Raw genomic sequence first — 23,377 nt, 5'->3', positions numbered from 1 at the left:
AATACCGTCCCTGTCCGGCGCGCGAAAGACGTGCGCCGGGAGGGAGCGAGATGACCGGCATCGTGATCTATGGGGCTGGCGGACGGGCCGGGCGGGCCGTCACGGCGGAGGCACGGGCACGCGGGCATCGGGTCACCGCGGTGGTCCGCGACCCGGCCCGGTACGACGATCTGGGGGCGGACGGGGTGCGCGTCGTCCGTGGCGACGTCACGGACCGGAGCACGGTCCCCGCGATCGTCGGCGGGCACGACGCCGTGGTGCACGCGGTGAGCCCCTTCAGCGGCCCGGAGCAGGGCTTCGCCGATCTGGACCCGGAGTTCTTCGTCACGGCCGCCGACGCCCTCCTGGACGGCATGGCCGCGGCGGGCGTGCACCGCCTCGTGGCGGTCGGGCTGTTCGCGAACCTGATCGACGCCTCGGGCCGCCTGGTGATGGACGACCCGGCCGCCTTCCCGCCCGAGATCCGGCCGTTCGCCGCCGCGCACACCGCGGGCCTGAACCGCCTGCGGGAGCGGGACGGGACGGCGGTCGACTGGCTCATGCTCACGCCTCCCGCCCGCCTGGAGGAGGCGGTACGGACCGGGCGGTACGCGGTCGGCGGGGAGACGACACCGCCGCCGGAGGCACGCCTGTCCTACGCGGACCTGGCCGTGGCGATCGTCGACGAGATCGAGACGCCCCGGCATCACCGCACCCGCGTCTCGGTCGCCGGCCGATGATCAGGAGGCGCCGGGAGTGATCAGGCCGGACTCGTACGCCGCGATCACGGCTTGGACCCGATCGCGCAGGCCGAGCTTGGCGAGCACGTTGCTGACGTGGGTCTTCACCGTGTGCTCGCTGACCACCATGGCGACCGCGATCTCGGCGTTGGACAGGCCGCGGCCCAGCAGCTTCAGCGTCTCCCGCTCGCGTGCGGTGAGGGCGTCCAGGCCCACCGAGCCGGTGTACGGCCGGGGCCGGCGGGCGGTCAGGTCGGAGATCAGCCGGCGGGTGACCGTGGGCGCCAGCAGGGACTCGCCCGCCGCGACGACGCGGACCGCGTGCACGAGGTCGTCGCGGCGCACGTCCTTCAGCAGGAAGCCGCTCGCCCCGCCGTACAGCGCGTCGTACACGTAGTCGTCCTGGTCGAACGTTGTCAGCATCAGCACCCGGCAGTCGGTCCGCGCGCACACCGCACGGGCCGCCTCGATGCCGTCCATGCCCGGCATCCGGATGTCGAGCAGGGCGACGTCGGGGCGGTGCGCACGAACGGCGGCGAGCGCCCCGGCGCCGTCGCCCGCCTCGGCGACCACCTCGATGTCGGGCTGCGCGTCGAGGATCATCGCGAACCCGCTGCGCACCAGTTCCTGATCGTCGGCGATGACGACACGAATGCTCATACCGGCGCTCCCACCCGCGCGTACGGCAGTGTCGCGGTCACCCGGTAGCCGCCGCGCACCGGGCCGGCCTCGGCCGTGCCGCCGCAGGCGGCGGCACGCTCGCGGATGCCGATCAGGCCGTGGCCCGCGCCGGCGGTCTTGCCGCCGCCGTCGCCGTTGTCCGAGACGGTGACCTCCAGGCCGGTGTCGCTCCAGTCCAGGCTCACGGTCACCCGGCTCGCACCCGCGTGCTTGACCGTGTTGGTGAGAGCCTCCTGGACGATCCGGTACGCCGCGACCTCGGCGTCGGCGGGGAGCGGCCGTACCTCGCCCGCCACCCGCAGACCGACCCGGAGGCCGGGGGTGCCGTCGACCTGCTCGACCAGGACGGGCACACCGGCCACGGTGGGCTGCGGCGCCCGGCTGCCCGTGTCGTGCTCCTCCTTCAGCACCCCGAGCATGCGGCGAAGCTGCACCATCGCGTCGCGGCCCGCCTCGGCGATCGCGTCGAAGGCCTGTTCGGCGCGGTCGGGGTTCGCCCGCACGACGACCGGCCCCGCCTCGGCCTGCACGACCATGATGCTGACGGCATGGGCGAGGATGTCGTGCATGTCGCGGGCGATCCGGGCCCGTTCGGCGGTCGCCGCGCGCGCCAGGTCGAGCTCGCGTTCGCGCTCCATCTCCCCCGCCCGGTGCGCGAGCGCCTGCAGGCGGATCTCCCGGTGCCGCGCCAGCAGCCCCAGCACGTACGCGCCGGTCGTGGTGAGCACGCCGATGACACTGGTCGTCAGGCTGTGGGCGAACGCGATCGCGACGGCGCCGATCACGAGCAGCACGGCCGTCTCCCGGACCCGGCGGCCGCCCCAGGCGATGGAGTAGGCGGCCACCAGCATGCCCCAGGCGATCGGCTCGCTGGCCGCGTGCCGGACCTGGTTGTAGCAGAACAGCGCGACGAAGATCACCAACAGGCAGGCCAGGGGGAACCGGCGACGCCAGATCAGCGGCAGCGCCGTACCGGCGGTGAAGACCCACGCCCAGACCGAGAACGGACCGGGCTGGTTGACCCGCGGGAGCACGAACGGCGCGTAGAGCACCGCGAGCACCATCAGCGCGACCACGGTGTCGGCGAGGTAGGGCGCGGCGACACGCGGCCGGATCGGGGGGAGGCGCACGGCCTCAGTATCCGCCAAGGTGAGCGGGGGACGCGTCGCCCGTGTGACGGATCCGCGGCCGGCTCATCCGTCGTACGGGGGAGGCCGAAAGATCGGTGTGCTCGGCGATCCACCGGGGCCGCGCCGGGCCCGACGATGAGCCGAATGAGAAGACATCTGGCCGCCATCGGCACCTTTCTCGCCCTCACGGCCCCCGCCGTCGCCTCGGCTCCGGCCTCGGCCTCGGTCTCCGCCCCCGTTCACCGGTCCGCCACCGCGCTGCCGCCGCTCGACCCGGCTCTTCTGCGAGCGGCGATCTCCGGTCTGCCGAACGCCACCGTGACCGGCGCGCTCATCAACGTGACCGGCCCGGCCGGCCAGTGGAGCGGTACCTCGGGCGTACGGGACGTCGTCACGAACCGAACCGTCCAGGGCGACGGGAGCTTCCGCATCGGCAGCATCTCGAAGGTGTTCACCGCGGTGGTGCTTCTGCAGCTCGCCGCCGAGGACGAGCTGGACCTCGACCAGTCCGTACAGCACTACCTGCCCGGCCTTCTCCCCGCGTCGTTCCCGGCGATCACCGTGCGCCAGCTGCTGAACCACACCAGCGGCCTGCCCGACGGCGACCTGGGTGAGGGCGACGCCGAGTGGTTCGCCGACCACCGCTTCCAGAGCTGGACGCCCCGGCAGATCGTCGCGAACGCGGTGAGCCATCCGATGAAGTTCGCGCCCGGCACGAAGCAGGACTACAACGGCACGAACTACTTCGTCGCCGGCCTGCTCGTCGAACGCCTGACCGGTCGTACGTACGCCCACGAGGTGCGACGGCGCGTCATCGAGCCGCTGAACCTGCGCGACACCTACGTCCTGGACCGTCACGACCCGCGTCTGCCCGGCCCGCACGCTCACGGGTACGTCGCCGTCACCAAGGACGGCACGACGACGCTGCGCGACGTCTCGGAGCAGAGCCCGTACCCGTGGGCGGAGGGCGGCCTGATCAGCGACAGCGCCGACCTGCGGACGTTCATCACGGCGATCTTCCAGGGCCGCCTGGTGCCCGCCTCGGAGCTGAACGAGATGTTCACCGTCCCGGACGTGCCGTACCTGGGCACGGACAACTGCGTGATCGGCCCGGACGCGGGCCGTGCCTGCTACAGCGCCGGCCTGATGAGGACGACGATGCCGAACGGCCTGACCGCCTGGGGCAAGACGGGGTCCCGGCCGGGCTACACGAGCGGCCTGTTCGCCACCCGCGACCTGGGCCGCGTGCTCGTCTACTCGCTCAACCCGACGGGCGACAAGGACGGCTCGGAGAGCCCCTACATCCAGAAGATCGCCGCCGCCGTCCTCGATCCGGACCTCGCCACCGGAAACTGACCGACCGGGCGGCCGGCTCAGCGGAGCCGGCCGCTCCGGTGCAGGTGGTCGAAGATGATCTGGTCGACCGGCGACACGCGGTCGCGGTCGCCGTACGTGAGCCAGATGAGTTCCTCGATCTCGCTGCTGGGAACGGGGGTGCCCTGGTGGTCGGCGGTGTAGCAGGTCATCCGGACGGTGACGCCGTCGGTGTGGCCGTGCGCCTGGGCCTCGAAGGTGCCCAGGTGCCGGGCGGTGGCGGGCACGATGGTGACGGCGAGTTCCTCATCGATCTCCCGGATGAGGGTTTCCAGGTCGCTCTCGCCGGGCTCGCGTTTCCCGCCGGGCAGGTAGTGGACGTCCTTGCCGCGGGACCGCGTGCCGAGGATCCTTCCGTCGTCCAGGTGGATCCAGGCGATCTTGTCGATGATCTTGGTCAACCGTCGTCTCCTGTCGTGTCTCGCCCGCACGGCCCATCGATGACCGGCCCGGCCGCGAGAACGGCCGGGCCCGGGGCCGCTACTCGCCGTCGAACGCTCGCACCACGCGTTTCGGGGCGGTCAGCCGCCAGGCCTCGGTCACGAGTTCGCGCAGGTGCTCCTCGCCGACGCGGGCCACGTCCACGCCGACCCAGCCGTGCCGGCCCACGTACGCGGGGTGAGTGAACGTCTCCGGATCCTCGGCCAGCAGCGCCGTCTGCTCGTCCTTCGTCGCCTTGACACTCGCGCTCGTGCCGTCGGCCGCCATGATGACGAAGATCTTCTCCCGTACGCGGAAGGTCGCGTTCCCCCACGTCTCGCGTTCGTGCGCCTCCGGCAGGGCGAGCGCGATCGCCCGCAGTGCCTCACCGGAGGCCATCAGAGGCGCGAGGCGGACCGGCGCTGGTCCTCGTCCTCGGGACCCTTGGGCACCCGGCAGGCGTGTTCGAGGATGAGGGCGACCACGATCAGGGCGATCGCCGCCAGCGCCGTGCCGCCGCTGACGTAGAAGTCACGCCGCGGCGACGGCTTCTCCAACGAGGACGCCAGGTAGATCGCCATGCCGCCGAACACCCCGGCCAACACGGCCGCGGCGTACGCGCTCGCCTTGCCCAGGGCCGCCAGCCGCGCGGCGACCAGCGGCTCGATCGGCTTGGTGCCCGGTTTCCGCTGGATGCGGGCCCGGGTGACCAGGGCGGTGTAGAGCTCGCCGAGGGCGAGGAGCAGCAGCGACGGCACCATCGTCCAGGGCAGCAGCGGCAGCGAGAGGTACAGGAAACGTACGATCACCCAGGTCACGGCCGCCACCACGACCAGCGTGAGGGCGAGGACGGGGATTCGGGTCGGCTTCACGCGGGCGGCTGGAGGGAGAGGTCGTCGCGGCGCCGGAGCTCCTGGTCGGCCACGGCCGGCAGCAGGTCGGTCACGCGCCCCTGGCCGGGCAGCGTCGCGTCGGGTTCGAGGTCGCACCACGGCCGCAGCACGAACGCGCGCTCGCGCGCCCTCGGATGTGGCAGCAGCAGGTCCGGATCGTCGGAGGTCACGTCCCCCATCATGACGATGTCGATGTCGAGCGTGCGCGGCCCCCAGCGAACCTCGCGCGTACGGGCCATCGACTCCTCGATCGCCAGCACGCGTTCGAGCAGCGACTTCGGCGAGACGCCGCTGTTCGCCACGATCACGACATTGAGGAAGTCGCCCTGTTCGGGGCCGCCGACGGGCTTGGTCTCATAGACCGGCGACAACCCGATGAAGTCAAGACCGGGCGCGTCGAACAGCGCGTCGATCGCCTCCTGGAGATTGTCGAGCCGGTCGCCGAGGTTGCTGCCCAGGGAGAGTACGGTATGGCGCTTCTCCGTGGATGTCGTCATGGGCGGCTCCGATGAATCGTCACGGCAACGTCGGTGAAGGGGTGCGGCATGGGGGCACTCGGCTTGTGCACGGTGACCTCCACTTCCTCGACCTGCGGCGAGCCGAGGCACACTGCCGCCAGGCGTTCGGCGAGCGTCTCGATCAGGTTGACCGGCTCACCCTCGACCACGGCCACCAACCGGTCGGCCAGCGCGCCGTAGTCGACGGTACGCAGGAGATCATCTTCCGCCGCCGCGGGTCGCACGTCGAGCCCCAGCGTCACGTCGATCACGAACTCCTGGCCGAGCTCGCGTTCGGCCGGCAGGACGCCGTGGCGGCCACGAGCGCGCAGCCCGCTCAGGACGATCCGGTCAGTGCCCATCCTCGTCGTCTTCCTCTTCCCGGTTCAGCACGGGCGAGCCATGGTGCAGCCACATCCGCCATCCCTCATCCGTACGGATGAACACATTGGTGGTCACCATGCTTCCCCCGGTCGTCAGCGAGTCCGCCGACTCCTCTACCGCCGTGATGATGTTCTCCGAGCAGGTCACCACCGCCTGGTCGCCGGAGATCCGCACCTGCATGTCGGTGAGCACGAACTGGATGTACGGGGTGTTCGCCATGATCAAGGCCCAGGAGCGCAACACCGTGCCCCGGCCGCGCAGCGGCGGCCAGCCCGGGTGCACGCAGACCACGTCTTCGGCGTGCGGCCCATCCGCCCACACCAGACCCATGCGGTCCAGGTCGGCGGACTCGAAGGCGGCGTAGAACTCGGCGTTGACCGCCTCCACGGCGCTCACGTCGATCTCCGTCACCATCCCTCCTCGGTCACCGTGCGGCCTCCCACGCGGCCGCGGCGCGTACGGCGTCGGCGTTGGCCCGTACGTTGTGCACGCGGACGCACCAGGCACCGGCAGCGGCGGCCAGCGCGGTGATCGCCACGGTCGCGTCGTCGGACTCGGCGAACGGCCGGTACGTGCCGTCCGGCGCGGCGAGCAGCCGGCCGAGGAACCGCTTGCGCGACGCGGCCACCAGCACCGGATGCCCGAGTTCCAGGAGCGCGTCGAGGTGCGCCAGGAGCGACCAGTTGTGGTTGTCCTCGGGGCGCTTGGCGAAGCCGAGACCGGGGTCGACGATCAGCTGGGCGGGATCGACGCCCTCATGGACGATCGCGGTGATGCGGGCGCGCAGCTCGTCGGTCACCTCGCGGACCACGTCCTTGTAGACGGCGCGGGTGTCCATGTCGTGACTGTGCCCGCGCCAGTGCATCACGACGTACGGCACGCCGGCCTTGGCCACCACCCGCGGCATGGCGGGATCGGCGAGGCCGCCGCTGACGTCGTTGACGAGCCGCGCCCCGGACGCGACCGCCACCTCGGCCACCTCGGCCCGCATGGTGTCGACGCTGACCGGCACGTCCTCGGCGGCGAGGGCCTCGATCACCGGGATGATACGGCGCAGCTCCTCCTGCAGGGACACGCGCTGCGCGCCGGGCCTGGTGGACTCGCCGCCGACGTCGACGATGTCGGCGCCCTCCCGGACCAGGTCCAGGCCGTGCCGGATCGCCGCGTCGTGGTCGAACCAGGCGCCGCCGTCGGAGAAGGAGTCGGGGGTGACGTTGACCACGCCCATGACGAGACAGCGCCCAGGGGCGGGAAGGCCGGCGATGCTCGTGGTCATACCGGTCAGCCTAGTGCGGATGTGGTCCCCGTCAGGGCGCGGGCAGGGCGCGGCGCGGAGGGCGCTTCAGGCCGGGGAGACGCAGCCGGGGCCAGGCGATGAACGCCTCGGCCTCCAGAGCCGCCAGGGCGATCCTCGGGGCGTCGTTCAGGCTCGGGTAGACGAAGAACCGGGGCTGCCAGACCGGCTGGAACTTGGCGTTGAACTTGTACAGCGACTCGATCTGGAACCAGCGGGACAGGAACACCAGCAGCCCGCGCCAGGCCTTCAGCACCGGGCCGGCGCCGATGCGCTCGCCGCGGGCCAGGGCGGCGCGGAAGACCGCGAAGTTGAGGGACACGCGCTTGACCCCTAGGTCGGGCGCCGCCTTGAGCGCCTCGACGATGAGGAAGTCGTTCAGGCCCGGCTGCGCGGAACGGTCGCGGCGCATCAGGTCGAGGGAGAGGCCGTCGGTGCCCCAGGGGACGAAGTGCAGGATGGCGTGGAGTTCGCCGTCCTTGGTGGCCGTGGCGAACACGCACTCCTCGTCGCCCGGCTCGCCGACCCGGCCGAGCGCCATCGAGAAGCCCCGCTCGTTGTCGGTGCCGCGCCAGGCGCCGGCCCGCTCCCACAGGGCCCGCAGCTCCTCGGGCGCGTAGTCCTTCTCCCGGCGGATCTCCGCGACGTACCCCTGGCGGCCCACCCGGTTGACCATCTGCCGCACGTTGCGCATCGTACGGCCGTCGAGGGAGAACTCGGCCGCGTCCACGATCGCCTCGTCGCCGAGCTCCAGCGCCGACAGGCCCGACTCACGGCACCAGATCTCCGCGCCGAGCTCGCTGCACCCCATGACCGCGGGCGCCCAGGCGTGCGCCGCGGCCTCCTCCAGGAACGCCTGGATCGCCCCGGGCCAGGCCTCCGGGTCGCCGATCGGGTCGCCGCCCGCCAGCATCACGCCCGAGACCACCCGGTAGGTCACGCAGGCCTTGCCGGTCGGCGACCAGATCACGCTCTTGTCGCGGCGGAGCGAGAAGTAGCCCAGCGAGTCACGGGCCCCGTGGCGGCCGAGCAGCCCGCGGATGCGTTCCTCGTCGTCGGCCGACAGCGACGGCGCCGGCTCGGCCGGGCGCAGGAACAGGAAGGCCGTGACCAGGCCGGTGAACAGGCCGAGCGAGCCGAGGATCAGGCTGAACAGGTCGTTCTTGCGGTCGGAGACGAACGTCACCGGCCCGGTGGCGCCCACCAGGCCCGCGGCCACGTGTTCCAGCCGCTCGCCGAAGGAGTAGTGATGATCCAGGCCGCGGGAGTTCAAGGTGATGAACAGGAGCCCGAGCGCGACGCTGAACGCGGCGAGGAACAGCCCGACCCACAGCGCGCGCCAGCGGGTGCGGGGATCGCCGGTCGCGTAGAACTCGCCGCGGAAGTAGATCAGGGCCGCGAGCACGGCCGCGGCGACGAGCGCGGAGATCGCGAAGTCCTTGACGATGTGGGAGAACACCGTGAAGGCGAGCAGGACGACCACCGCGCGCCAGGCTCGGCGCTTGCGGCGGCGCAGACCGTGGGACAGCAGCAGGAACAGCAGGCCGGCGATGAGCGTCGCGGTGCGGGCGGCGTTGTTGACCGACCCGGGAACGAACTCGTCGACGCGGACCATCCGGCGGTGCCACTCCGGCATGAGGGCCCCGAGGACGTCGTGCAGTCCGACGAGAAAGGTCAGCCAGCCGGCCAGCGCCGGAACCCATCGGCGCTGACGGCGACGCTCCTGGACGTCGTTCTCCGGACGCCCTGACGTCTCACGCTTCGACTCCACCATCACGGCCCCACAGCGTAGTCAGCCGGGCACTCGCCGCGTGTGAATCCGTATTCCCGATTTCGGGTTGTACCGCATATCCCACGGCGGCTCGTCCCCGTGTCACGGTAACACCGCGGACTCTTGGTACGACGCCGAGTCGGCGACGTTGGTTCGGCCGCGGCGTGGGTCAGCGGCCGAGGATGAGGCTCATCGCCTCGGCGCGGGTGCTCGGCTCGTCGCGGAAGTCACCGCGCACGGCCGAGGTCAGCGTCTTGGCGCCGGGTTTGCGTACGCCGCGCATGGTCATGCACAGATGCTCGGCCTCCACGACGACGATCACCCCCCGGGGCTGGAGGACGTCCATGAGGGCGTCGGCGATCTGGGAGGTCATCCGCTCCTGCACCTGCGGGCGGCGGGCGTAGACGTCGACGAGCCGGGCCAGCTTCGACAAGCCGGTGATCTGGCCCTTGTCGTTGGGGGTGTAACCGACGTGCGCGACGCCGTGGAACGGCACCAGGTGGTGCTCGCACACGCTGTAGACCTCGATGTCCTTGACGATCACCATCTCGTCGTGATCGGCGTCGAACACCGTGTTGAGGACGTCCTCGGGCCGCTGGCGCATGCCCGCGAACTGCTCCGCGTAGGCACGGGCGACACGAGCGGGCGTGTCCACGAGACCATCGCGGTCGGGGTCCTCCCCGACCGCGATGAGGATCTCGCGGACCGCCTTCTCGATCCGGGCCTGGTCGACCGGCGGCCCGTGCGGCTCTGGAGCTGAGGTCACGCCGGGCCTTCGCGGTCGTCCTGCTCTTCGCGGTCGACCGAGTGCGCCGTGCCGCTGCCGTTGCCCTGCGTCAGGTCCTTGACGTCCTTCGGGCCCATGAGCGCGAGCTCCTTGGGCGTCAGCACCGGCGGACGGTCCGACGGCAGCCGCTTGCCGTAGCCGCTGTAGGACGGGGCGGCCGGCCGCTTCTCCACCGGAGCGAAGATCTCCAGCACCTGGTTCTTGGACAGGGTCTCCTTGTCCATGAGCTGGAGCACGAGGTCGTCGAGGACGTCGCGGTACTGAACGAGGATCTCCCACGCGATGTCGTGGGCGGACTCGATCAGACGCCGGACCTCGTCGTCGATCGCGGAGGCGATCTCCTCGGAGTAGTCACGGCTGTGCGACATCTCCCGGCCCAGGAACGGCTCGCCGTTGCCCTCGCCGAACTTGCGGGCGCCGAGACGCTCGCTCATGCCGTACTCGGTGATCATCTTGCGGGCGATCGAGGTCGCCTTCTCGATGTCGTTCGCGGCGCCGGTCGTGGGCTCGTGGAAGACGAGCTCCTCGGCCGTACGGCCGCCGAGCAGCATGGCGAGCTGGTCGAGCATCTCCGAGCGGCTCGCCAGGAACTTGTCCTCCATCGGAAGCGTCATCGTGTAGCCCAGCGCCTGGCCGCGGGACAAGATCGTGATCTTGTGCACCGGGTCGGCGTTCGGCAGGGCGTGCGCCACCAGGGCGTGACCGCCCTCGTGGTAGGCGATGGTCTTCTTCTCCTGGTCGGACATGACCCGGCTCTTACGCTCCGGACCCGCCATGACCCGGTCGATCGCCTCTTCGAGGGTGTTCATGTCGATCTGCTTGCGGTCCATGCGGGCCGTGAGCAGAGCCGCCTCGTTGATGACGTTGGCCAGGTCGGCACCGGTGAAGCCGGGGGTGCGCCGCGCGATCGTGTCGAGCTCGACGTCGGGCGCGAACGGCTTGCCGCGGCCGTGGACCCGCAGGATGCCCTTGCGGCCCTCGAGGTCGGGCCGGTCGATGACGATCTGCCGGTCGAAGCGGCCCGGACGCAGCAGCGCCGGGTCGAGGATGTCGGGCCGGTTGGTCGCCGCGATCAGGATCACGCCGCCCTTGACGTCGAAGCCGTCCATCTCGACCAGCAGCTGGTTGAGCGTCTGCTCGCGCTCGTCGTGACCACCGCCGAGGCCGGCGCCGCGGTGACGACCGACCGCGTCGATCTCGTCCACGAAGATGATCGAGGGGGCGTTGGCCTTGGCCTGCTCGAACAGGTCACGGACCCGGGACGCGCCGACACCGACGAACATCTCGACGAAGTCCGAACCGGAGATCGAGTAGAACGGCACGCCCGCCTCGCCGGCGACGGCGCGGGCCAGCAGCGTCTTACCGGTGCCGGGTGAGCCGTACAGCAGCACGCCCTTGGGGATCTTGGCGCCGATGGCCTGGAACTTGGCCGGGTTCTGCAGGAACTCCTTGATCTCCTGCAGCTCCTCGATGGCCTCGTCGGCCCCGGCCACGTCGGCGAACGTGGTCTTCGGCGTGTCCTTGGTCACCAGCTTGGCTCGCGACTTGCCGAAGTTCATCACTCGCGAGCCGCCGCCCTGCATCTGGTTCATGATGAACAGGAAGATCAGCACGACGACGACGATCGGCAGGAAGCTGAACAACAGGCTCAAGAAGACGTTCTGTTTGGGCACCGAAACCGTGTAGCTCTTGAGCTGCCCGGCGTCGGTCTTCTGCTGCAGCAGGTTGGCGAGCTGGGCACCCTGGCCGTCGACCCACGACGCCTGGAGCTGCTTGCCGCTCTTGAGCTTGACCTCGATCCGCTGATCCTTGTCAATGATCTGGGCGGAGGTCACCTCGTTGTGCTGGATGGCCTGCACGACCCTCGAGGTGTCGGCCTTCTCGTACGAGCCTCCGGGATTGATCCCGTACATGACGAGGAGTACGAGCGCCCCGAAGGCCAAGATCCAGAGCAACGGCCCGCGAAAGTAGCGCTTCAGATCCATTTATGCGGAACCCCGTGGTGGGGCCCGTCCCTCCTGACCAGCGTCATCAGACCTCGTCGCGCGAACGCCCGCCGAGGCGGTCTTCCTGAGTACGGCCCGCAAGGAGCCCGAGATAACGAAGGTACACCGGTGTCGCGGAAGACCGCAGCACGACGTCCAGCGCCCCACTTCGCAACTAGGAACGTACGAGGCTAAGCCTCTTGTTCCCCACTTCCACCGTAGACGTGCGGCGCAAGTGTTCCGACGAAGGGCAGGTTGCGGTAGCGCTCGGAGTAATCGAGGCCGTAACCGATCACGAACTCGTTCGGGATGTCGAAGCCGATGTACCTGACGCCGACCTCGATCTTGGCGGCGTCCGGTTTGCGGAGCAGCGTGCAGACCTCCAGGGAGGCCGGGCCGCGAGATTCGAGGTTGCTGCGAAGCCAGGAAAGTGTGAGACCGGAGTCGACGATGTCCTCGACGATCAGCACGTCGCGGCCCATGATGTCGGCGTCCAGGTCCTTCAGGATGCGCACGACGCCGGAGGACTTGGTCCCCGAGCCGTACGACGAGACCGCCATCCAGTCCATCGAGACCGGTGTGTGCAGCGCGCGGGCGAGGTCGGCCATGACCATGACCGCGCCCTTGAGGACTCCGACGAGCAGGAGGTCGCGGCCCTCGTAGTCGCGGTCGATCTCGGCGGCGAGCTCCCGGATCTTGGCCTGCAGCTCCTCCTCCGGGATGAGCACCTTTTCGAGGTCAGCCCGCATGTCCGCTTCGTCCACCAACAAGCCCTTCCAAGTCGAAGGAGGATTCAGTCTTTCCGTGGGGTTTCGGATGGCCCGAAGAGCAGCTTTTCATACCTGCGCCACACACGTACGCGCCCGGGCAGGTCGACGTACGCCTGGCCACGCCACGCGGTGACCAGGGCGTCCACCGCGTCGACGTGCACAGCGGCGAGCGTACCCGGGGGGCTGCCCGCCTCGATCGCGGTGCGGTGCAGGACACGCGTGCGTACCGCACGGGGCAGCCCGGCCAGGGCCCGCACGCCGAGCGCCCGTACCGCGCCGGGCTCGTCCTCCGCGGCCTGCGTCTCGGCGGCCCACGCGTCGAGGGCGTCGGCGTCGTCGCGGAGCATGCGGGCGGTACGGGCCAGGGCGGCGGTGATGCCGGGGCCCAGGCCCTTCTCCAGGGCGGGCAGGACGTCACCGCGGACCCGCGCCCGCGCGAACGCGTGATCCTGGTTGTGGGGGTCGTCCCAGGGCGTCAGGCCCATGGCGAGACAGGCGCGGCGCGTGAGGTCCCGGCCGAGCTCCAGCAGCGGGCGACGGTAGATCCCCGAGACGGCGGGCATGCCGGCCAGCGAACGAGCGCCGGACCCGCGCGCCAGCCCGAGCAGCACGGTCTCGGCCTGGTCGTCGAGCGTGTGCCCGAGCAGCACGGCGGCGGCCCGGTGACCGGCCGCGGCGGCGTCGAGCGCCTCGTAGCGTGCGGTGCGTGCGGCGGCCTCCACCCCGCCCTCGGACCCGACCGTGACCGTACGGACCTCGGCGGGCTCCAGCCCCAGCCCGGTCAGGGTCCCGACGACGGCGGCGGCACGCTCGGCCGACCCGTCCTGCAGCCCGTGATCGACGGTGACCCCGCCCGCCTGGTGACCGGATCTGGCCGCCTCGAACGCCAACGCCCCGGCCAGCGCGAGCGAGTCGGCCCCACCACTGCAGGCGACGAGCACGAGATCGCCGGCCTCGACCGCGGCGAGGGCACGGCGAACCGCCAGCCGCACCGCCGCAACCGCCGGATCAGGTCCCACGCCCCCATTGTCGTACGCGCAGCCCTTCACGCGAGGCCCCTCACGCGAGCCGCCTCCCGCCGACTGCGGACGACCTCCCACCCGCACACGGCACCCCGCCCGCACACGACACCCCGCCCGCACACGACACCCCGCCCGCACACGACACCCCGCCCGCACACGACACCCCGCCCGCACACGACACCCCGCCCGCACACGACACCCCGCCCGCACACGACACCCCGCCCGCACACGACACCCCGCCCGCACACGACACCCCGCCCGCACACGACACCCCGCCCGCACACGACACCCCGCCCGCACACGACACCCCGCCCGCACACGACACCCCGCCCGCACACGACACCCCGCCCGCACACGACACCCCGCCCGCACACGACACCCCGCCCGCACACGACACCCCGCCCGCACACGACACCCCGCCCGCACACGACACCCCGCCCGCACACGACACCCCGCCCGCACACGACACCCCGCCCGCACACGACACCCCGCCCGCACACGACACCCCGCCCGCACACGACACCCCGCCCGCCCGGGGGGCTCACCCCACTTTCATTGTCCAGTGCTGGTGGTGGCCGCCGGAAGGCGCGCGGAACCCATGTGGATAACCTCCGCGCCACCAACGCGCGCCCGGGACGGTTCGGTCGTTGGCGAAAGCTTCTCGACATAGCGTCGGGGCATGTCCGAGATCGACATCGCAGGCGTGGCCGCGGCGATCGGAGACCCCTCTCGCGCGAAAGTGCTGCTGGCCCTGGCCGGGGGCAGTGTTCTGTCCGCGAGTGCGCTGGCCGCCGAGGCGGGGGTGAGCAACTCCACGATCAGCGGTCATCTGGCCAAGCTCCTCGACGCCAAGCTGCTGACCGTCGAGCTGGACGGCCGGCACCGCTACTACCGTCTCGCCACCACCGACGTCGCCCGGGCCCTCGAACAACTGGCTCTGATCGCCCGTCCCCTCCCCGTACGGTCGCTGCGCGACGACGCCCGCGCCAGGGCCCTGCTGCGCGCCCGCCTCTGCTACGACCACCTCGCGGGCCGCCTGGGTGTCGCGCTGATGGACGCCCTCCTCGACCAGGGTGTGCTGGCCGCCGACGGCAGTCCCGAGACGTACCGTCTCAGCGGCGACGGTCACGGGCGGCTGGCCGCGTTCGGCGTCGAGGTGGAACGGCTCCCCCGCCGCCGCTCCACCGTCCGCTACTGCGTCGACTGGGGCGAGCAGCGCCACCACCTGGCCGGGGCGCTGGGCGCGGCCGTCACCGACCGCATGTTCGCCCTCGGCTGGCTCCGCCGTGGCAAGGCCCGTCGCGTCGTCCATCTCACCGACAGCGGCCGCGAAGGCGTCGCGTCGGTGTTCGGGATGTCCGTCGCCGAGATCTGAGGAGTCAGTCGGAGGGGAGTTCGGGCTTGCCGATGACGCGGCCGATCCACAGGGACGGGGTCTTGATCTCCGTGTGGGTCGGCAGGGTGTTGGGCGAGGTCCAGACGCGGTTGAAGCCGTCCATGCCGACCCGGTCGATGACCTCCTTGACGAAGCGTGAGCCCTCGGCGTACTGCTTCATCTTCATCTCCAGCCCCAGGAGGCGCCGGATCGTACGGTCGAACTGGGAGGCGCCCTCACGGCGGTGCTGGAACTTGGCGCGGATGTCGGCCACGGTCGGCACGACCTCCGGGCCCACCGCGTCCATCACGTAGTCGCCGTGGCCCTCGGCCAGGGTCATCACCGCGGTCAGCCGGTCGAGGATCTCCCGCTGCTCGGGCGTCTGGATCGCGTCGATCAGGTTGCCCTCGCCGCCGCGTACGGCGTCGGCGACCGCCTCGCCCACTCCGCGCAGCCGTTCGAGCAGTGCCCCCGGGTCGAGGTCGGAGGCCAGCAGGAACGCGGTCATCTGGTCCTGGACGTAGGCCCGCAGCCACGACACCGACGCGAACTGGGCGCGGTGGGTCTCCTCGTGCAGGCACACCCAGAGCCGGAAGTCGTGCGGGTCGACGTTCAGTTCCTGCTCGGCGTGGACGATGTTGGGCGCGACGAGGGTCAGCCGCCCCGTCGGCGCGCGGCCGGCCGGGTCCGGCGGTAGGAACAGTTCGTACTGGCCGAGCACGCGGCTGGCCATGTACGCCAGGATGGCGCCGACCTGCATGCCCGTGACCCGCGAGCCCACGGCCTGGATGACCACGCCGCCGACGCCTCCGCCGAGCACGCTGCTGCCGCGCCGGGCCTGGAGCTGCTCCATCAGGGGTTCGAGGACGACGCGGAAGCCGTCGACGTTGGCGCGGATCCAGCCGGGCCGGTCCACGACTTTCGCCGGCGAGGCGTCGATCCCGCCGTCCATGCCGGTGAAGTCCCGCACGTGGCCCTGCGCCACCGCGGAAAGCTCACGCAACTCGGTGACGACCTGGCGGGCCTCTCGTGGGCTCACCTGCGGCCCGGGGCGGACAAGCCGGGTCCCCGTCTGAACGGCGACGTTCCAGTCGATCATGGATGCTGGCATTACAACCCTCTCCGGCCGGGCTCTCCACCTACGGTACGTCCCCGTTCGCCCGGGGAGCATGCCTCACAGGGTCCAACGCCCGGAGACACCCGATGAACTCCCACCGAGCGGGTGTGATCAGCGGCATCCGCAGCCGGCCAGAGTGCCGGCGAGCGTGTCGAGAGCGGATATGGCCGCCGCCGGGGACTGCACCCGGTTGGCCATGAACGCGAACGCCAGCAGCCGCCCGTCCGCGTCCTCGACGACTCCGGCGAGGGTGTTGACCCCGTCGAGGGTGCCCGTCTTGGCCCGTACGACGCCCCGTCCGGCGGAGGCCGTGCCCGCGTCGAACCGGTCGCCGAGCGTGCCGGAGAAGCCCGCGACGGGCATGCCGGACAGCACGGTGTGCAGTTCGGGATGGGCGGGTGAGGCGGCCAGGGCGAGCACTTTGGCCAACGCGGAGGGTGTGATCCGGTTGTCGTGCGACAGCCCGCTCCCGTCGAAGATCTGGACGCCCCCGCCGACGCCGAGCCTGGTGAGCACGTCGCGCGTGGCGGCGGCACCGCCCGCGAACGTCGGCGGCCGGTGGAGGTTCGTCGCCAGCAGCCGGGCCATGGCTTCGGCGATGTCGTCGTCGCTGTGGGTGAGCAACTGCTCGACCAGCACGGAGACCGGCGGCGACTGCACGGCGCCGAGCCGGGTGGCCCCCTTGGGCGCCGTCGTACGCGACCCGACGTGCGCCGTCACGCCACGGCTGGTGAGCATCTGCGCGAATCTCTGCGCGGCGGCCGACGGCGGATCCTGGACGCGCGGGGTGTACTGGGCTCCCGGCACTATCCGGCCCGCGTCGAGTTCGAGCGCGCTCACCGGGGCCACGTCGCCCTCCGGGGAGAAGTAGAGCTGCTTCCAGCCCGGGGCCATCGTGCTGCCCTGGTACGCCGAGGTGTCGTAGTCGACCGTCACCTGCGTCGCGCCGGCGGCCTTCAGCGCCGCGGCGGTCTGCTTCGCCAGGTCGGCGAGCGACGCGTACTTCGGGTAGGCGTTCTTCGGGCTGGCGGCCGTCAGCGTGGGATCGCCCCCGCCGACCAGGATGACGCCCCGGCTGCTCCGCACCGCACTGGTGGTGAGGCGGTGGTTCGGGCCGACGGAGGCGAGCACGGCCGCCGCGGTGATGACCTTGGTCGTCGAGGCGGGCACCGCCGGCTGTTCGGCGTTGCTGCTGTACAGGGAACGGCCGGTCATGGCGTCGATGACGACACCCGTCAGGTTCTCGCCGAGGCCGGCGCCCCGCATCGGGCCGGCCAGGTGCGAGGCGAGAGTCCCCGGCGAGGGCAGCGGCGCGGTCGCCTCGGCGGGCACCAGCGCGGGCGCGCCCGCGGGCACGATCGTTCGGTCCGCGACGGTTGGCGGCCGGAGCGCGAGGGAACGATCTGGTGTGAGCTTCACCACTGCGAGAGCGGCGGTGACGAGGAAGACGTTCAGCAGCGCCAGTGTGATCATGGCCACGGCGCGCTCGGGCCTCCGCACCTTAATGCCCCTCTCCAACAGTGGCACTAGTGACGTGCGACATCCTTAGACAGGCCAACATCCAACCAGAACCGCCTCGGCCCGCCCCGGGGAGCGGAGGACATTGTGCAATTCGACGTCACTATCGAGATCCCTAAGGGTCAACGCAACAAGTACGAGATGGACCACGAAACCGGACGAATCCGCCTAGACCGGATGCTTTTCACCTCCACGCAGTACCCGGCCGACTATGGGTTCATCGACAACACTCTGGGCGAGGACGGCGACCCGCTCGACGCCCTCGTTCTCCTGCAGGAACCCACGTTTCCGGGGTGCCTGATCCGCTGCCGGACGATCGGCATGTTCCGCATGACGGACGAGGCCGGCGGGGACGACAAGGTCCTGTGCGTCCCGGCCACCGACCCGCGCATGGAACACCTGCGTGATATTCATCACGTTCCGGAGTTCGACCGGCTGGAGATCCAGCACTTCTTCGAGGTCTACAAGGACCTGGAGCCCGGCAAGTCGGTCGAGGGCGCCAGCTGGGCCCACCGCACCGACGCCGAGGCGGAGATCGAACGGTCCTTCAAGCGCGCCGCTCAGCTGAGTCACTGACCCCTACCGCGGGCCCGCCGGACGGGTGGCGCCCGCGTAGTCGGGGCGGAACGCGTTCGAGATCCTCACGCGTGCCCCCGTGAAGGGCGCCTCGACCATCTGGCCTCCCCCGATGTAGATGCCGACATGGTGAATCGTGCTCGGATCCGCCGGGTTGTGGGCGAAGAACACCAGGTCGCCGGGGCGCAACTGATCGCGCGTCGGATGCGGGCCCGCGTTGTACTGGGACGTCGCGTAGTGCGTGAGCGGCACCCCGGCGCGGGCCCAGGCGTAGGTCACCAGCCCGGAGCAGTCGAAGCCGACGGTGTGCGCGCCCTGGGCGATCCCGATCGTGGGCCCGGACGCGTTCCCGCCGCCCCAGGAGTAGGGCGTGCCGATCCAGCGCAGCGCCGCTCGGGCGGCCACGGCGCCGAGCGACGCCCCGCGCACGGCACGGGCGGCCTCGCGGGCGTTCCGCGGTACGGCCTGGGCCGCGCTCTTGCCGGCCGCTTTCGCGACGTGGGCGCGCTGGAGTTCGGCGGTGCGGGCCTGTGCCCGCTTCAGCGCGGCGACCAGGCCTTCCTTCTGCCGCTGGATGCGCTGCACGCTCGACCGCTGCCGGGTCACGGCGGCCGTCGCGACCTGGCGTGCGGCGGCCGTGGCCCGGGTGGCGTCGCGCTGGGCGCCGAGCGCCCGGCGCGACTGCTTCTCGAACAGGTCGGCGATGGTGTGCGTGGCCTGCTCCTGCTCGACGGCGAAGTGCTGCCGGTTGGCCAGGAACTGCATGAAGGAGGCGCGTTCGAGGAACCCCTGCGGCCCGCCGCGCCCACCGAGCACGGCCGCGGCCGAGGGGATGCTGTCGTCGGTCCGGTAGGCCTTCGAGGCGAACACCGCCAGGTCGCGGCGTGACTGGTCCAGCCGGTCGCGGGCGCGGGCCGTACGGGCCAGCGCGGCCTGGTAGTCGCGGCCGGCCTGGTCGAGCCGGGCGCGCGCGCCGTTGAAGCGCTCGACGGCGAGCTCGGCCTGGTCGTTCATGTCGTCGAGTTCGGCGTTGGCCCTGGCCAGCTCGGCGTTGATGCGGCCGACGTCGGCGGCCCGGTCGTGCACCTGCCGCCGGCTGCGGGCGAGGTCACGCGCGCCCGGTGACGGGATGGCGGCCGAAGGGTCGGTGAGCAGCGCCGAGACGGCGAGCGTGGTCAGGGACAGGGCGCCGAGCCGTCGCCGCCGCCGTCTTCGTCGTCGCGTGGAGCCTGCCAAGGTGGATCCCCCCGATGTCCGCCCGCGCCGCGGAGCGGGCCTCACGAAGAGTTACCACTGATGACCCACGGGAAACATCAACCCCACCGATCACTCCGTTCCCAGCAGCCGGATGATCCAGGGACGGGTGGCTGATTTGGGCGGGAACGGGCCGCGCGGATAGGTGACGACCGGGACTTCTCCGCCGTAGCGGGCCTGGAGGTCGGCCGCCCGGCACCAGTCGGCGGGCGTACGGGTGGCGGCCCACGCCGCCGCGAGCGCCTGCCGCACGTCGGGGACGCGCTCCCAGAGCTGCGTCAGCGTCATGGTGGTGTGCGCGGCGGCGTATCCGTCGTCGGGATAGGCGCGGCTGGCGAAGAACGGCGCGGTCACCCGGCCGCCGCGCGTGGAGGACAGCGCCCAGGTGAAGTTGGCGATCACCAGGTCGCGTACGGGCGGCGCGAGGCGTTCGGCGGCGCCGTACATCCGCTGCTGGCGGTGGCCGGTGAGCCGGGTGGTGGTGAGCAGCCAGCCGACCTCCTCTCGTCCGTCGCCGGGCGCGCCGCCGTCCGCGAGCCAGGCCAGCACGGTGAGTCCGCGGGCGGCCTGCAGGCGGCACAGCTCGATCACCTCCTGGCACATCCGGTCGCCCGGCTCGTTCGACTGCGGCCAGGGCACCCGCTGGATGCGCCTGACGAGGTCGGCCATCTCCGGCTCGACGAACCGCGGCGTGACCAGCGCACCGCGCGGAGCGTCGGCCCGCACCGTGTAGGCCTCCATCAGCCGGCCGAACCGGACGATGGATCCGCGGGCGGATCGGAGTGCGGGGGGTCGGCCGGCGCCGGAGCGGGGTCGGTCGGCGCGGGCTTCGCGGGCGGTGACTCGGGCGGCGGCGCCTGGGTCGGGGCGGTCGGCGCGGGACGGCTCGGCGGAGGCTGCGGGCTCTCGGGCCGGCTCGGCGCGGACGGGCCGGGCGCGGGCTCGCCCGGCGGGGACTGACCGGACGGAGGCCCGCTCGGCGACGGCTCGCCGGAAGGCGGCTCCGTCGGGGTCGGCGTGGGGGTCGGCACCGGTTCGGGCGTCGACGGCGGCGGGTACGGCGGACGGTCGCCCCACACGATCTGGACCTGGTGGCCGCCCGGCCAGAACGTGACGACCGCCGAGCCGGACCCGCCGGCCGGGGCGCGTACGGTGACGAGCTGCGCGACGCCGCACCGCAGGGTGCCCGCCGCGGGGCTGAGGCGTGTCGGCCGGCCGCCGGAGGCCTGCCAGTCGAGGGTGCCGGCCGGGCAGCTCAGCATGATCACGCCCGCGCCGCCCGCGGGCAGCGTCAGCCGGCCGGGCCGTACGTCGAGGTCCTGGGCGACGGGGGCCCACAGGTAGTCCTTGGGCGGCACCGCGCCCAGCACGGCGGGGCCGGCCGGGGCGGGCAGGGCCAGGGGCAGCGTCGCCGACACCGGTCGCGCGCCGCTGGGCCGGCTCGGCGGCGCGGGGCTCGGCCGCGGCGACCGCTTGCCGGGCGGTCCGGCGATGACGCCGTCCCGGCCGTGAAGGGTGTCGTCGCCGAGGTAGCCGCACACGGCGATCGCCGTGACCGCGGCGAGCAGCGCCCCGGCCGCGGCGGCGAGCGCCCGCGGCCAGCCGCGCGAGGCGTCCTCCGAGGCGCGCCGCAGGGCCGCGGCCGGGCCCGTGCCGGGCTGCTGGGGGAAGCCCTGGGCCCCGAAGCGCGACACGCGCGCCGCCGCGAACAGCCGGTAGCCGGCCAGCTCGGGGTCGGTGAAGCAGTTCATGAGCCGGCCGCGCAGCGCCGGCGGCAACGGCGCGTCGGGCAGCAGGGCGTACACCTTGCGCGGCGCGATGTTGTCCGGCAGGTGCCGGGCGCACCGCGGGCATTCGAGCGAGTGGCGGACGAGCGTCTCACGCAGATCGTCGTCGATCTCGTCCTTGCGGGGACGCAGGAGCGCCGCGCGCTGCGAGCAGCCGTCCAGGCCGTCGTGCGCGAGGATCTCCGCGATGAGCGCGGCCTCCAGCAGCACCGCGGCCTGTCCCAGCAGCTCGCCGATCTCCTTGGCCCGCAGCCCGACGACGAGCGCGATGTCGGAGTCGGTCAGGCCGTGCCGGTGCCGCAGGTCGAGCACTTCGCGGCTCAGCGGCGGCAGCCCGGTGACGGCGCGCCACGCCATCAGCCGCAGGTCGACGTCGTCCTGGTCGTGCCGGGCCACCGGCACGTCGGGCTGTACCGGGCCGGCCGGCCGACGGCGGCGGCACTCGATCCGCGCGAGCGCGTAGAGCCACGGGCCGAACCGCGCGGGACTGCGCAGCCGGCCGACGTGGGCCTCGGCGCACATGAGGGTGTCGCGGAACGCCACCTGTGCGGCGTCGCCGTTGCGCAGCTGGAACCAGCAGTAGCCGTAGAGGCGTTCGGCGTACGCGTCGTAGATCTCACCCATGGCGATCGGGTCACGTGATCGCAGCGCCTCGACCAATAGCCGGTCTTCCATGGCGCTGAAGTTAAAACCTTTTACGCCCCATCTTCAACACTTTCCCGAAGAGCCATAGAAGTTTATTCGGATCGCCACGGTAAAGTGCCGGTGAAATGCCTTTTTATATAGCCGTAAGCGGTCGTTTATCGTCCTATGACGGCTTTGCCCCGCCTGGGGGCGGTCCGTGCCAACAAGAGGGGAACATGCCAACGACCAGCGCGGAGACGGTGATCAGCCGGTGACCCGCGCGATTCCCGCCATCGCGCAGCCCGCCTCGAGCTCGGCAAGGCCGAAAGCGTTGATCGGCCCCAAAGCTCCCGTCTCCACCATTCCCCTTGATGCCTGACAAGCGGCCCAAGAAAGGGTGCCGGCCGTGAACTCATAGGGATCACCGCCGGAAAGGTGCACATCCGTGAGCAGCGATCCCTCGGAGTCGTAGGCGACCGCGACGATGCGCGACGTCAGCGTGCTCTTGCCGCTTCGGCGGCGGGCCAGGCGCGCCATCGTGCCCAGCGCGGCTCGCGCGCCGTACGCGCCGACCCGCCCGCGCGCCGCCGGCCTCGTGGCCCGGCCGAACCAGCCCAGATAGACGTTGACCTCGTACAGCGCCGGGTAGGACTCGGGCAGCGCGAAGTGCTCCGAGGAGCCGATCGACAGGCCGGGCCGCGACCGGCCCGCCACCTGGAACTCACGAACCCGTGGTCGGCGCTCCTCGTGGATGCGCCCGCGGAAGGAGTACATCCGGGCGGTGGCCACGCCGGCGACCGACTGCAGGCTGCCGGCGGTCAGCCCCCGCCACAGGTCGCCGCCGCCGACGAAGTAGCCGATGTCAACGCGGAAACCGTCGTCGCCGACCCGGTCGAGGGCGAGGCCCGCGGCGAGGTTGCCCGGAACGTAGTCGTAGCCGAACGCGGGGATCAGCGCCGACCGCGTCGCGCGGGGCCCGTAGGACTCGAAGACCTCACGGATGAACGGCGGCTCGCCGGTGGAGTCGAGGTAGTGCGCGCCCGCGTCGACCGCGGCCTCCAGAGCCGCATGCCCGTACCGCTGGAACGGGCCGACCGTCGTGACCAGGACGTCGCCGCTCTCGACCAGCGCCCGTACGGACCGCGGCTCCTCGACGTCGGCGTAGGCGATCTCCAGGCCGCCGAGCCCGTCCGCGAGCGCGGTCAGGGCCGTACGGTTCCGGCCGGCGAGGACCGGGCGCGCACCCTGGGCGACGAGCGCTCTCGCGGTCAGGACGCCGGTGTAGCCGGTGGCACCGAAGACGACGATGCGGCCCGCCATGCCCCTTCTCCCCAGCTACGCGAGTCGGTCTGTTGCGCCGAGAGACCGCCGGGGACCCGATGCGCCACTCGCGACGGGC

24 protein-coding genes are annotated in these 23,377 nt (G+C 71.8%); 4 read left to right on the top strand and 20 right to left on the bottom strand.

Annotated features, from left to right (window positions below; translation table 11 throughout):
- Window positions 1–50 precede the first annotated feature (50 nt).
- The gene (locus ACQEV1_RS06655; RefSeq protein ID WP_433392352.1) at window positions 51–719 is read left to right on the top strand and encodes an NAD(P)-dependent oxidoreductase; all 669 of its coding nucleotides are present in this window, start codon (window positions 51–53) and stop codon (window positions 717–719) included.
- Here the strand turns inward: ACQEV1_RS06655 and ACQEV1_RS06650 are convergent, their stop codons facing one another.
- Both ACQEV1_RS06650 and ACQEV1_RS06645 read right to left on the bottom strand, forming a co-directional pair.
- Entirely contained in the window at window positions 720–1,379 is a 660-nt protein-coding gene (locus ACQEV1_RS06650; RefSeq protein WP_433392350.1) for a response regulator, read from the bottom strand.
- Entirely contained in the window at window positions 1,376–2,530 is a 1,155-nt protein-coding gene (locus ACQEV1_RS06645; protein ID WP_433392348.1) for a sensor histidine kinase, read from the bottom strand. The genes ACQEV1_RS06650 and ACQEV1_RS06645 overlap by 4 nt, the downstream gene beginning before the upstream one ends.
- 144 nt (window positions 2,531–2,674) lie before the next feature.
- On the opposite strand from ACQEV1_RS06645, the gene ACQEV1_RS06640 reads away from it, so the two are divergent.
- Window positions 2,675–3,886: a serine hydrolase domain-containing protein gene (locus ACQEV1_RS06640; RefSeq protein WP_433392346.1), complete on the top strand. Its 1,212-nt coding sequence runs from the start codon at window positions 2,675–2,677 to the stop codon at window positions 3,884–3,886.
- 17 nt (window positions 3,887–3,903) lie between these two features.
- On the opposite strand, the gene ACQEV1_RS06635 is transcribed toward ACQEV1_RS06640, so the two are convergent.
- From ACQEV1_RS06635 to tilS, 12 genes are all read right to left on the bottom strand, one after another.
- Window positions 3,904–4,305 carry an NUDIX hydrolase gene (locus ACQEV1_RS06635; protein WP_433392344.1) on the bottom strand — a complete coding sequence of 134 codons (402 nt, stop codon included), beginning with the start codon at window positions 4,303–4,305 and terminating at the stop codon, window positions 3,904–3,906.
- A 79-nt stretch (window positions 4,306–4,384) separates the two neighbouring features.
- Entirely contained in the window at window positions 4,385–4,723 is a 339-nt protein-coding gene (locus ACQEV1_RS06630; protein WP_285578277.1) for an MmcQ/YjbR family DNA-binding protein, read from the bottom strand.
- On the bottom strand, window positions 4,723–5,196 hold the full coding sequence (locus ACQEV1_RS06625) for a DUF3180 domain-containing protein (protein WP_285631801.1): 474 nt from the start codon (window positions 5,194–5,196) through the stop codon (window positions 4,723–4,725). The genes ACQEV1_RS06630 and ACQEV1_RS06625 overlap by 1 nt, the downstream gene beginning before the upstream one ends.
- Window positions 5,193–5,714 (bottom strand): 2-amino-4-hydroxy-6-hydroxymethyldihydropteridine diphosphokinase, encoded by a 522-nt coding sequence (folK, locus tag ACQEV1_RS06620; protein ID WP_285631798.1) that lies wholly within the window; start codon window positions 5,712–5,714, stop codon window positions 5,193–5,195. The genes ACQEV1_RS06625 and folK overlap by 4 nt, the downstream gene beginning before the upstream one ends.
- Window positions 5,711–6,076, bottom strand: a complete 366-nt coding sequence (gene folB, locus ACQEV1_RS06615; RefSeq protein ID WP_285578274.1) for a dihydroneopterin aldolase — start codon at window positions 6,074–6,076, stop codon at window positions 5,711–5,713. The genes folK and folB overlap by 4 nt, the downstream gene beginning before the upstream one ends.
- A complete protein-coding gene (locus ACQEV1_RS06610; protein WP_285578273.1) occupies window positions 6,066–6,509 on the bottom strand; it encodes a nuclear transport factor 2 family protein in 444 nt (147 codons plus the stop codon). The genes folB and ACQEV1_RS06610 overlap by 11 nt, the downstream gene beginning before the upstream one ends.
- A 13-nt stretch (window positions 6,510–6,522) precedes the next feature.
- Window positions 6,523–7,326: a dihydropteroate synthase gene (gene folP, locus ACQEV1_RS06605; protein ID WP_285632113.1), complete on the bottom strand. Its 804-nt coding sequence runs from the start codon at window positions 7,324–7,326 to the stop codon at window positions 6,523–6,525.
- A 79-nt stretch (window positions 7,327–7,405) separates the two neighbouring features.
- Entirely contained in the window at window positions 7,406–9,166 is a 1,761-nt protein-coding gene (locus ACQEV1_RS06600; protein WP_285578416.1) for a phosphatidylglycerol lysyltransferase domain-containing protein, read from the bottom strand.
- A gap of 166 nt (window positions 9,167–9,332) precedes the next feature.
- Window positions 9,333–9,929, bottom strand: coding sequence for a GTP cyclohydrolase I FolE (folE, locus tag ACQEV1_RS06595; RefSeq protein ID WP_285578272.1), 597 nt, complete (start codon window positions 9,927–9,929; stop codon window positions 9,333–9,335).
- Entirely contained in the window at window positions 9,926–11,935 is a 2,010-nt protein-coding gene (gene ftsH, locus ACQEV1_RS06590) for an ATP-dependent zinc metalloprotease FtsH (protein ID WP_285578271.1), read from the bottom strand. The genes folE and ftsH overlap by 4 nt, the downstream gene beginning before the upstream one ends.
- A gap of 191 nt (window positions 11,936–12,126) precedes the next feature.
- Entirely contained in the window at window positions 12,127–12,699 is a 573-nt protein-coding gene (gene hpt / locus ACQEV1_RS06585; protein ID WP_285578270.1) for a hypoxanthine phosphoribosyltransferase, read from the bottom strand.
- 29 nt (window positions 12,700–12,728) lie between these two features.
- Window positions 12,729–13,724, bottom strand: a complete 996-nt coding sequence (tilS, locus tag ACQEV1_RS06580; protein ID WP_433392339.1) for a tRNA lysidine(34) synthetase TilS — start codon at window positions 13,722–13,724, stop codon at window positions 12,729–12,731.
- Window positions 13,725–14,406: 682 nt separating this feature from the next.
- Between tilS and ACQEV1_RS06575 the strand changes: the two genes are divergently transcribed.
- Window positions 14,407–15,102: an ArsR/SmtB family transcription factor gene (locus tag ACQEV1_RS06575; RefSeq protein WP_433392337.1), complete on the top strand. Its 696-nt coding sequence runs from the start codon at window positions 14,407–14,409 to the stop codon at window positions 15,100–15,102.
- Window positions 15,103–15,106: 4 nt separating this feature from the next.
- Here the strand turns inward: ACQEV1_RS06575 and ACQEV1_RS06570 are convergent, their stop codons facing one another.
- The gene (locus ACQEV1_RS06570) at window positions 15,107–16,201 is read right to left on the bottom strand and encodes a zinc-dependent metalloprotease (protein ID WP_433392335.1); all 1,095 of its coding nucleotides are present in this window, start codon (window positions 16,199–16,201) and stop codon (window positions 15,107–15,109) included.
- Between the two features lie 129 nt (window positions 16,202–16,330).
- Window positions 16,331–17,719 (bottom strand): D-alanyl-D-alanine carboxypeptidase/D-alanyl-D-alanine endopeptidase, encoded by a 1,389-nt coding sequence (gene dacB, locus ACQEV1_RS06565; RefSeq protein WP_285631780.1) that lies wholly within the window; start codon window positions 17,717–17,719, stop codon window positions 16,331–16,333.
- Between the two features lie 105 nt (window positions 17,720–17,824).
- Here dacB and ACQEV1_RS06560 point away from each other — a divergent pair, with 105 nt between their 5' ends.
- On the top strand, window positions 17,825–18,313 hold the full coding sequence (locus tag ACQEV1_RS06560) for an inorganic diphosphatase (protein ID WP_285578266.1): 489 nt from the start codon (window positions 17,825–17,827) through the stop codon (window positions 18,311–18,313).
- Window positions 18,314–18,316: 3 nt separating this feature from the next.
- On the opposite strand, the gene ACQEV1_RS06555 is transcribed toward ACQEV1_RS06560, so the two are convergent.
- The 4 genes from ACQEV1_RS06555 to ACQEV1_RS06540 all read right to left on the bottom strand — a co-directional run bounded on the left by ACQEV1_RS06555 (window position 18,317) and on the right by ACQEV1_RS06540 (window position 23,298).
- Window positions 18,317–19,549 (bottom strand): NlpC/P60 family protein, encoded by a 1,233-nt coding sequence (locus ACQEV1_RS06555; RefSeq protein ID WP_433392332.1) that lies wholly within the window; start codon window positions 19,547–19,549, stop codon window positions 18,317–18,319.
- A 90-nt stretch (window positions 19,550–19,639) separates the two neighbouring features.
- On the bottom strand, window positions 19,640–20,308 hold the full coding sequence (locus ACQEV1_RS06550; RefSeq protein ID WP_433392330.1) for a hypothetical protein: 669 nt from the start codon (window positions 20,306–20,308) through the stop codon (window positions 19,640–19,642).
- A complete protein-coding gene (locus tag ACQEV1_RS06545) occupies window positions 20,308–22,029 on the bottom strand; it encodes a hypothetical protein (RefSeq protein ID WP_433392328.1) in 1,722 nt (573 codons plus the stop codon). Before ACQEV1_RS06545 ends, ACQEV1_RS06550 begins: the two co-directional genes overlap by 1 nt.
- A gap of 213 nt (window positions 22,030–22,242) precedes the next feature.
- Window positions 22,243–23,298, bottom strand: a complete 1,056-nt coding sequence (locus tag ACQEV1_RS06540) for a saccharopine dehydrogenase family protein (RefSeq protein ID WP_433392326.1) — start codon at window positions 23,296–23,298, stop codon at window positions 22,243–22,245.
- Window positions 23,299–23,377 lie beyond the last annotated feature (79 nt).

It is taken from the genome of Actinoallomurus sp. CA-142502, from assembly GCF_050936355.1.
Taxonomy (GTDB): domain Bacteria; phylum Actinomycetota; class Actinomycetes; order Streptosporangiales; family Streptosporangiaceae; genus Actinoallomurus; species Actinoallomurus iriomotensis.
This window is presented reverse-complemented; position numbering and strand designations above follow the sequence as displayed.